Annotated in this window: 9 protein-coding genes and 4 tRNA genes; all 13 read right to left on the bottom strand. The window is 55.8% G+C overall.

The features are described 5' to 3' along the window. Window positions 1-73 (bottom strand) — tRNA-Lys (locus tag AC2D8U_RS20790). A 36-nt stretch (window positions 74-109) separates the two neighbouring features. Continuing rightward, window positions 110-185 (bottom strand) — tRNA-Lys (locus AC2D8U_RS20785). A gap of 36 nt (window positions 186-221) precedes the next feature. Then, window positions 222-297 (bottom strand) — tRNA-Lys (locus tag AC2D8U_RS20780). A 36-nt stretch (window positions 298-333) separates the two neighbouring features. After that, window positions 334-409: transfer RNA gene (locus AC2D8U_RS20775), tRNA-Lys, on the bottom strand. A gap of 175 nt (window positions 410-584) precedes the next feature. Continuing rightward, entirely contained in the window at window positions 585-1,301 is a 717-nt protein-coding gene (ybgF, locus tag AC2D8U_RS20770) for a tol-pal system protein YbgF (RefSeq protein WP_484620991.1), read from the bottom strand. Between the two features lie 33 nt (window positions 1,302-1,334). Next, a complete protein-coding gene (locus AC2D8U_RS20765) occupies window positions 1,335-1,868 on the bottom strand; it encodes an OmpA family protein (RefSeq protein WP_484620990.1) in 534 nt (177 codons plus the stop codon). Between the two features lie 36 nt (window positions 1,869-1,904). Continuing rightward, window positions 1,905-3,251, bottom strand: coding sequence for a Tol-Pal system beta propeller repeat protein TolB (gene tolB, locus AC2D8U_RS20760; protein WP_484620989.1), 1,347 nt, complete (start codon window positions 3,249-3,251; stop codon window positions 1,905-1,907). A gap of 4 nt (window positions 3,252-3,255) precedes the next feature. Further along, on the bottom strand, window positions 3,256-4,182 hold the full coding sequence (gene tolA / locus AC2D8U_RS20755; protein WP_484620988.1) for a cell envelope integrity protein TolA: 927 nt from the start codon (window positions 4,180-4,182) through the stop codon (window positions 3,256-3,258). 1 nt (window position 4,183) lies between these two features. Continuing rightward, a complete protein-coding gene (gene tolR, locus AC2D8U_RS20750) occupies window positions 4,184-4,615 on the bottom strand; it encodes a protein TolR (protein ID WP_484620987.1) in 432 nt (143 codons plus the stop codon). Beyond that, window positions 4,612-5,304 carry a protein TolQ gene (tolQ, locus tag AC2D8U_RS20745; RefSeq protein ID WP_484620986.1) on the bottom strand — a complete coding sequence of 231 codons (693 nt, stop codon included), beginning with the start codon at window positions 5,302-5,304 and terminating at the stop codon, window positions 4,612-4,614. Before tolQ ends, tolR begins: the two co-directional genes overlap by 4 nt. Then, window positions 5,294-5,704 carry a tol-pal system-associated acyl-CoA thioesterase gene (gene ybgC / locus AC2D8U_RS20740; protein WP_484620985.1) on the bottom strand — a complete coding sequence of 137 codons (411 nt, stop codon included), beginning with the start codon at window positions 5,702-5,704 and terminating at the stop codon, window positions 5,294-5,296. The genes tolQ and ybgC overlap by 11 nt, the downstream gene beginning before the upstream one ends. Window positions 5,705-5,908: 204 nt before the next feature. Further along, entirely contained in the window at window positions 5,909-8,038 is a 2,130-nt protein-coding gene (locus AC2D8U_RS20735; RefSeq protein ID WP_484620984.1) for a prolyl oligopeptidase family serine peptidase, read from the bottom strand. Window positions 8,039-8,610: 572 nt separating this feature from the next. Then, on the bottom strand, window positions 8,611-8,895 hold the full coding sequence (locus AC2D8U_RS20730; RefSeq protein ID WP_484620983.1) for a hypothetical protein: 285 nt from the start codon (window positions 8,893-8,895) through the stop codon (window positions 8,611-8,613). Window position 8,896 lies beyond the last annotated feature (1 nt).

The following is an 8,896-nucleotide window of genomic DNA, read 5'->3' as shown; positions in this document are numbered from 1 at the left end:
TGGGTCGTGAAGGATTCGAACCTTCGACCAATTGGTTAAAAGCCAACTGCTCTACCAACTGAGCTAACGACCCATATTGTGCCTTCTCTCCACCAACAGCGAAAAGAAGTGGTGGGTCGTGAAGGATTCGAACCTTCGACCAATTGGTTAAAAGCCAACTGCTCTACCAACTGAGCTAACGACCCATATTGTGCCTTCTCTCCACCAACAGCGAAAAGAAGTGGTGGGTCGTGAAGGATTCGAACCTTCGACCAATTGGTTAAAAGCCAACTGCTCTACCAACTGAGCTAACGACCCATATTGTGCCTTCTCTCCACCAACTGCGAAAAGAAGTGGTGGGTCGTGAAGGATTCGAACCTTCGACCAATTGGTTAAAAGCCAACTGCTCTACCAACTGAGCTAACGACCCACTTCTACCATCTCCAGTGTTGGCCTGAGCGGCCTCCCCTGTCGACGGGCGGCTATAATACCAAGATCGTTTCCGCTTGCAACCGGAATTTCAAAGATCCGGACCGCTTGCGCACAAAAGCGTCGAACTGGTCAAAAAAGCAAATTTCTCTGAGCAAATAAAGGCTTATCTGGATTCAATCCAGGTGCTTTTGCGCCATCTTGGCCGCACTGCTATCGGCATGCTGCTCCACGACCTGACTGAAAAAGCGCTTGGCTGCGGCTTTGTCGCCTTGTCGATCGGCGATCAAGCCTTGCTTCAAGATAGAATCAGCACGTTTACCCGACTTGGGATAGTTATCCACCACCGAGACAAACCATTGTCGAGCTTCATCGAACTCCCCCTGGATATAGAGGATCTGTCCCAGCCAATAGTGTGCATTCGCAGTATAGCTGGACTCCGGATACTGCTCGATGAAAGCCCGAAACGCCAACACGGACTCGTCGAACTTACGCTCTTTACGCGCCAGGTTAAGCGCATGGTTGTAGCTATCGGCCTCAGACAGTGACGCGACACCGCGTCCCTGGGATTGGACGGGTGTGGATCCGCTATTGGCTGGGGCAGACTGCAGCTTGGCGATCTCCTGATACAGCTGGCGCTGTCGATCCAGGATCTGTTCAATCTGATAAGTCTGCTCCTCATTTTGACCGCGCAGTTCACCAATTTCCCGCTGCATCTGTCCAACCATCTGTTCAAGGCGCAGTTGCGACTGGCTGGTGCTACGCAGCAATTGTTCCAATCGTTCAATTCGAGCGCCAGTCTCGCTGGTTGCGGTACGGGCGCTTCCGGTCACCTCTACAACGGGAGCGGGCGCAGCCAAAGACTGCGCCCCCCAAGTAAGAAGTGCCGTCATCAATACGGCTCTTTTCATACTTTTAGCTTCCGATCAGTAAACCAGAACGGCACGACGGTTTTTGGCGTGGGCCGCATCGGTCGCGGAGCTGTCCAGCAGCTTCTCTTCGCCGTAAGGAACCACTTCCATCTGGCTGGCCAGAACACCCAGGCTCTGCAGGTGACGCTGTACAGCCTTACCACGACGCTCGCTCAGGGCGATGTTGTACTCAGGAGTACCACGCTCATCGGCATGACCTTCGATCAGGACACGGGTGCGCGGGTTCTCAATCAGGAACGCACCATGTGCTTCCAGCAACTCGGCAAACTCAGGACGAATGTCGCTGCGGTCAAAATCGAAGTACAGGATGTGCTCTTGGCGCAGTTGAGCGTACTTCTCACGCTGGATCTCTTCTGGAGTCTGAACCTGGTCCAGGCCACCCACTTGTGGGCCACCTTCCTGCTCGATGCCAGCTTGGTTGCTCAGCACTTCGGAATCGGCGTCCAGATCGGCATTGGAAGAACAGGCAGTCAGTGCCAGAGCCGGGATTGCGAACAGAATACCCTTAGCGACTTTATTAAATTTCATTAGATGGATCCTTTCTTGTTTTGGGTCTTACTCGGTTTAAAGATAAGGCGACCAGGCAGGAGCCTTGACGCTGCCCAACTGCATCGGCAGTCGAGCCTTGAATCGACCGTCCATGGAAACAGCTGCCAGGACCTGTCGTCCATTGTGGCTGGTGCTGTAGATGATCATGCTGCCATTTGGCGCGACGCTGGGCGACTCATCCAAATAGGTTTCGGTCAGCACGTCAATATGACCACTGCTCAACTCCATACGGGCAATGTTGAATCGGCCTTGTGTTCGATTTACCAGGACGAGATGTTTACCATCCGGGGTATAAGAGCCCCCCAGGTTCCACTCGCCTTGGTAGGTCAACCGCTTGATTCGGCGAGACTCCAGATCCAGTTGGTAGATCTGGGGACGCCCTCCTCGCTCGGAGGTAAATGCCAGAGACTTTCCATCCGGCGACCACGCGGGCTCGGTATCGATGGAATAGTGGTTGGTGAGCCGCTCCAGTTTGCGGGTCGCCAGGTCCATCACATAAATCTCGGTACTGCCATCTTTAGACAGGGTCATCGCCAGGCGCTTGCCGTCGGGAGACCACTTGGGCGACCCGTTGATCCCGGCGAATCGAGTGATCCGCTCCCGCTGCTGGGTGTAGAGATCCTGGATATAGATCTCAGAACGGCGATTTTCAAAAGAGACGTACGCCAGCTTGCGCCCATCCGGTGACCAAGAAGGAGACATCAGCGGCTCACGGGAGCGCAGCAACACGGTTTCGTTATACCCGTCATAGTCGGCTACACGAAGTTGGAACTTAAACGGCGCCGCGTTCTCATCCACGGTCACGTAAGCGATCTTGGTCAGGAACGCACCTTTAACACCGGTCAGCGCCTCGTAGACGAGATCGGAGATCCGGTGGCCGAAACGACGAAACTGTTTTGCCGGGATCACCGTCGTGCGACTCTCGATAATGTGATCCTTACGCACCACAGGGCCGCTGTCCTCATCCACGGCAGCTTGAGCACGGATCAGATCCACCAGCTCGAAGCTGACCTCAAAACGATCCGCTCCGCTGGCACGGATCTGTCCGACCACTACGGCTTCGGCGCCGGTCGCGATCCAGGTTGACAGATCCAGCTCGGCTTCGCTGCCGACATTAGACTGGGGCAGATCGGTCAGGGCCAAAGGACTGAAACTGCCGGAGCGGCGCAGATCCGAGCTCACCACATCGGCGATCTGAGAGGGCAAGGTGCCCTCGCCTTCCCAGGTAAACGGTGCGACCGCGATGGGCCGAGCCGCGTTCACCCCTTCGGTGATCACAATCTCCAGGGCAGCCCGTGCCGGTGCGACAAGCAAGCCCACCAAGGCAATCCCGGCTACTAGGGAGTTCTTTATCTTTTTCATTTCTTTAGAGCTCCGGTTCGATCACAAGATCGATCTCTTTCAGTTCGTTGTACACATCCGGCTCACTGGAAACCGGCAGGTTGCCAGCCGCCTTAATCGCCGCCTGACCCGCCCGACATACCGCCGGATCACCACCCAGGACACGGCTATTGAAGACAAAGCCATCTGGCGCCAGGTTGATACGAACCCGGCACTGCTTGCCCCGCATACTGGTATCGGTGCGCAGGTTACGCTGCACGACCTGTTTGATCAGCACAACGTAGCGATCCCGCTCGGACAAAACCTGGTGCTGACGCGCCTGGGCCAGATCGGCCTGCTCGGCGGCCATCATCTCGGCCAGCTCCGTTTCCCGCGCTTTACGCGCGGCAGCTTCGGCCTCCCGCTGCTTGCGCTCCGCCTCGGCCTTACGTTCGGCCTCTTCTCTGGCCTTACGCTTGGCTTCGGCTTTGGCCGCCGCCGCCTCTTCAGCTTTGCGTTTCTCCTCAGCAGCCTGGCGAGCCACCTCCTCTTTACGCCGCTGCTCCGCCGCGGCCTTGGCCTGGCGTTCCTGCTCCTGCTGCTTCAGACGCGCGGCCTTGGCCGCCTCCTCCGCTTTCTTGATCTCCAGCTGACGCTCTTGGCGCTGCTGTTCAAGACGTTTTATCGCCGCCTGCTCTTCACGACGCTTGCGGGACGCTTCCTGGGCCTGGCGCTCCAGCTCAGCCTGGCGTTGCCGCTCGGCTTCGGCTTTGGCCGCCTCAGCAGCGCGGATCCGCTCAACCTGTTTAGCAACATCGGCCTTTTGCACCACGGTTGCTTCCACCACAGGCGCACTGGCCTGGGGCTGTTGTGGCCGCTGGGCACTGAAATCGACGCTAACCGCCAAGAGTACCAATAACCCGGCATGGGCGATCACTGACAGGGTCAGCGGGGCGGCAAGAGGTTGCTTCATTCTATTCCCTCGGCTCCGTCATCAGGCCCACGGAGGGTACGCCCGCACTTTGCAGGCCCACCATCAGTTGAATAATCACATCATAAGGCACCAGTCGGTCCCCATTGACCACCACGGGCCGATCCGGATTTACCGTCAATTCCGCCGCCACCAGGGCCGCCAGCTCATCCAGTTCCAGGGGCTTGTTTTCATCTACGCTGCCGTTATCGAGGAAGTACTCCCCTTCCACGTTAACCGAGGCCACCAGTGGCGGCTTTGAATCCGCCTCGATGGGCTCTGCCGCGGCCTGGGGCAGATCGACCTTGACCCCCTGAGTCACCAGGGGAGCCGTTGCCATAAAGATGATCAGCAACACCAACATCACATCGATGTAGGGCACGACGTTGATCTCAGCGACCTTACGGCGCCGTTTGCGCTGATAACCCTGCATCACTCGGCCCGCTCCGCACCTTGGCTGTGCGCTTGACGGTGCAGGATGGTGGAAAACTCATCCATAAAGTTGGCGTAACTGTTTTCCAGTTTTTCGACGCGAGTCGAGAAGCGGTTGAAGAAGATCACCGCGGGGATCGCGGCAAACAGGCCCATGGCCGTCGCGATCAGTGCTTCGGCGATCCCGGGAGCAACCATATTCAAGGTCGCGTGTTGAACGCTACCCAGGGCGATAAAGGAGTTCATGATCCCCCAAACCGTGCCAAACAGGCCTATGTAAGGACTGGTCGAGCCAATGGAGGCCAACATGGGCAGGTGCTGCTCCAGCTTATCCACTTCCCGGGACATGGCCACACGCATCGAACGATAACTGCCATCCACGACAGCCTGCGGACTGCGCGAATGTTTGGCCAGGCGAATGTATTCGCGAAAGCCATTGGTAAACATCAGTTCCAGGCCGGTATTGCGATCCCCCCGGGCTGACAGCTCCTGATACAACTGGTTCAGATCGACACCAGACCAAAAACGGTCTTCGAAGCGCTGAGCCTTCAACTGGGCCTGCTTCAAAGCACTTTGCCGCTGGATAATCACAGTCCAGGCGGCCACCGACAGCACCATCAGGAAAATCATGACCAGCTTGACCAACAAGCTGGCTTCGAGAAACAGTCCAATAAACGAGATCTCAGCCGACACGTGCTAACTCCTGTTTGATCGCTTGTGGGATCCGCACCGGGCGGAAGCTATCGGCGCTTAAGCAACCGACTTTGATCTCCGCCTGGCAATACACCTGCCCGTCACCGTCTACCAGTTTTTGATGAAACTGCAGACTGGCGCCCCCCAACTCGGTGATCTCGCTGATCACAACCAGTTGCTGGTTAAACCGGGCCGGCCGGATAAAGTCCAGGAGCACCTGACGCAGGGCAAAAACGATGTTTTGCTCCATCAGGACGTCCTGTTCAAAACCCGCCTGGCGTAACATTTCAGTACGTGCGTGTTCGAAGAAGTTCAAATAATTGGCGTGATAAACCACACCACCCGCATCCGTGTCGGAATAATACACACGTACCGGCCAACGAAAAGTTGGAGTTCCCACAAGCTGTTATCTAATTAATTACGTTGTCTTCTTACTATACCTGAGCCAATCGGCGCTGGGGAGGGGCTAAATTGGCGTATTTCGTCTACATTTTCGACGCTCGGGAACATTCAGATCACATTTTTGACCGGCTTTTCACTGAGCCTTGCCGACGGGCGGTCGAAATCGCTTCACGAAACATTTGGGGAAAAACCTTCCACCTGATCACAAATGCGCCGGGATCGGTCGGTCAAAAGCCGCCAGAAGGAAGGCAAAAATGTCTCGATATTCCGCGATCCGCATCGCCGTCGGTTTTCCGGCGCCATGACCCGCCTTCTTTTCGATCCGAGCGATCACCGGTGCTGCTCCTTGTTGAGCATGTTGCAACGCTGCGGTGAATTTAAAGCTGTGGGATGGCACCACCCGATCGTCATGATCCGCCGTCATCACCATGGTGGCCGGATAGGTTCCAGCCGACAGGTTATGATAGGGTGAATACGCTAACAGATAGGGAAACTGGGCGGGATCATCGGCGCTTCCGTACTCGTTTACCCAGGCCCAGCCTATGGTGAATTTTTGGTAGCGCAGCATATCCAGGACACCCACCGCAGGTAGCACTGCGGCAAACAGATCAGGACGCTGAGTCAGCGCCGCCCCCATCAACAAGCCTCCGTTAGAACGACCATAGGCCCCCAAACGCTCAGGCCGGGTATAACCCTGCTCGATCAGAAACTCTGCCGCGGCAAAGTAATCGTCAAACACATTCTGCTTATGTTCGAGCCGACCGGCATGGTGCCAGGCCTGACCATACTCTCCGCCACCTCGAAGACTGGGCACCGCATAGATCCCGCCCAGATCCATCCAGGCGATGTTGGCGGGCGAGAACCTTGGGGTCATGGCGACTTTAAACCCGCCATAGGCATAAAGCAGGGTTGGATTCATACCATCCTTTACCAGGCCCTTCTTATATGAGATCAGCATGGGGATCCGTGTGCCATCTTGGCTGTGATAGAACACCTGCTCCGAAACATACTCCTCGGGTTCAAACGCCACATCCGGTAAGCGATAGGATTCGAGTGTTTCCTTCGCCAGATCGTAACGATAGATCCCTTCCGGATGGATATAGGAGCTGAAAGAGAAGTAAAAGCGCGTGTCCTGGGCTCGGCCGGTCAATCCCACAAGCCGCCCGGCACCGGGCAGGGGGACACGATGAAGGTGCTCACCATCCAGACTGTAGAGGTTGAGATCAGCCAATACATCCTTGAGTGTCACCACCACCAGATGTTTACCAACCAGCCTCACCTGATCGATCGGATCGGCCCCTTGGGGCAACACTTCCCGCCAGTGCTCCTGCTGCGGACGTTCTGGATCGATGGCGACGACCCGACCCCGTGGAGCCTCATGGTCCGTTTCAAACAACAGCCAATTATCCTGGTTGCCAATAAAAGTAAAAGACGCGATCAGCTCCGGGACCAGGGGCTGCACATCCCCCAGGGGCAAACGCTGATAGAACACCCGGTTGCGTCGGTCCGTTCCTTGTCGAGCCGTGATGATCAGGGCACTGGGTGCATCGGTACGTTTTACGCCAAAACTCCACTCCTTCTGATCCGGTCGATGGTATACCAGACGATCCTGGGACTGGGCGGTGCCCAGAGTGTGGAAATAGAGCTTCTGATGATAATTGACCGCTTCCAGCTTATTGCCGTCCTCAGGTTCGTCGTATCGGGCGTACCAGACACCACTACTGTCTGCCGCCCACTCGGCCCGCGAGAACTTGATCCACTCAAGTGTATCGGGCAGCGCCTGCGCAGTGGCGACATCGAGGAAGTGCCACTCCTGCCAGTCTGAGCCAGAGCGAGAGATCCCATAGGCCAGGAAGCGTCCGTCGGGGCTGACACTGCTCCCGCTCAGGGCCAGGGTGCCATCATCGGATAACCGGTTGGGATCGAGTAACACACGGGGCGCCCCAAGCTCACTGTCTTGGACATAGAGAACGGACTGGCTCTGAAGACCATCATTGGCAAAGTAGAAGATCCGTTCCCCTCGCTGGAATGGCGAGCCGCTCTTCTCATAATCCCACAGCTCCTGGATCCGTTGTCCGATCACTTCCCGGTTTGGAATGGTCGCCAGATAGGCATCACCATATTGCTGCTGTTGCCGGACCCATGCGAGGGTGCGCTCCCCATCCAGTGCCTCCAGATAGCGATAGGGATCGGCAACCGCTTCCCCATGGATCTGCTCCACCCATTCATCCCGTTCACTGTGCGGTGGTGTGAACCTTTGGGACGGGCCTCCCTGGCAGCCGAAGAGTCCCACGAAAACCCAACACACCCACCCCAACGTTCGCTGTTTCATCCCGACTCCGCTCCGATCACCGCCATGGTAACCGTTTGTTTTTTCGGCACTGTACCCGTCGCTTGGGACAAGGATCAAGCAGAGCTGGGTCAGAGGCACGCCAGTTGCCACTTTCCAAACAAGAAAAAGTAACAATACCAACATGCCGCACAACCGTACACGCCTTAGCACTGTGCGAAAAATATAAGCTGAAACATGGATGTGCCGGCATTATGGACTTGTTGGAGCGATTTTTCCGAACAATCTCACCTGAGACAACAACCGCAAGGATTAGTTATTCTAATCCAAATTCGGAATTTTTCTCGGTTGTCTCCGAACCGGCAGATCCCTAAACTGGCGATGTTTTCGGAGATGACCAATCCCTTCGATTGGAGAAATTCCGGCGCGTTGGAAAATTGAGCGCTTCCGACGCGTTCCCTGGTTCTTTGCTTAACTTCCTTCTTAGATTGTCAAAGATTCAATCTGACCCGCTGTTTCAGCGGGTTTTTTTTTGCCTGCCTTCCGGCCTCTGTACGCTCCGCTTTAAGCGAAAGGGCATAAAAAAACGCGCCTTAAAGGCGCGTTTCCTGGGTTTAGCGGAATAGAAACTGATAGGCCAGCAGCAACCCTGCCAGTAAGCAAGCCATCACCACCGGATAAAGCATATAGCCATCCGAGGCTCGCCTGGCTCGGTAAAAACACAGTTTTACCAACAGAAGGTTATAAATCACCAGCATCACGCTGATCATCGCTCCATAAAAGAGGTTAACTCTATCCAGTAGGTACCAGCCTACCGCCAGCAGCAACCAATCAGCCATGATCAGATACAAGAAGAACTTCTGCAGCCAATCTGGTCCATTTCGCTTAAAGTTAGCCATC

It is taken from the genome of Ferrimonas sp. YIN67, assembly GCF_057219095.1.
This window is presented reverse-complemented; position numbering and strand designations above follow the sequence as displayed.

Excerpts from the sequence above, each read along its gene's own strand:
- AC2D8U_RS20765 (WP_484620990.1), bottom strand. The coding sequence starts at position 1,868 with ATGAAATTTAATAAAGTCGCTAAGGGTATTCTGTTCGCAATCCCGGCT.
- tolA (WP_484620988.1), bottom strand. The coding sequence starts at position 4,182 with ATGAAGCAACCTCTTGCCGCCCCGCTGACCCTGTCAGTGATCGCCCAT.
- AC2D8U_RS20735 (WP_484620984.1), bottom strand. The coding sequence starts at position 8,038 with ATGAAACAGCGAACGTTGGGGTGGGTGTGTTGGGTTTTCGTGGGACTC.
- AC2D8U_RS20730 (WP_484620983.1), bottom strand. The coding sequence starts at position 8,895 with ATGGCTAACTTTAAGCGAAATGGACCAGATTGGCTGCAGAAGTTCTTC.
- tolB (WP_484620989.1), bottom strand. The coding sequence starts at position 3,251 with ATGAAAAAGATAAAGAACTCCCTAGTAGCCGGGATTGCCTTGGTGGGC.
- ybgF (WP_484620991.1), bottom strand. The coding sequence starts at position 1,301 with ATGACGGCACTTCTTACTTGGGGGGCGCAGTCTTTGGCTGCGCCCGCT.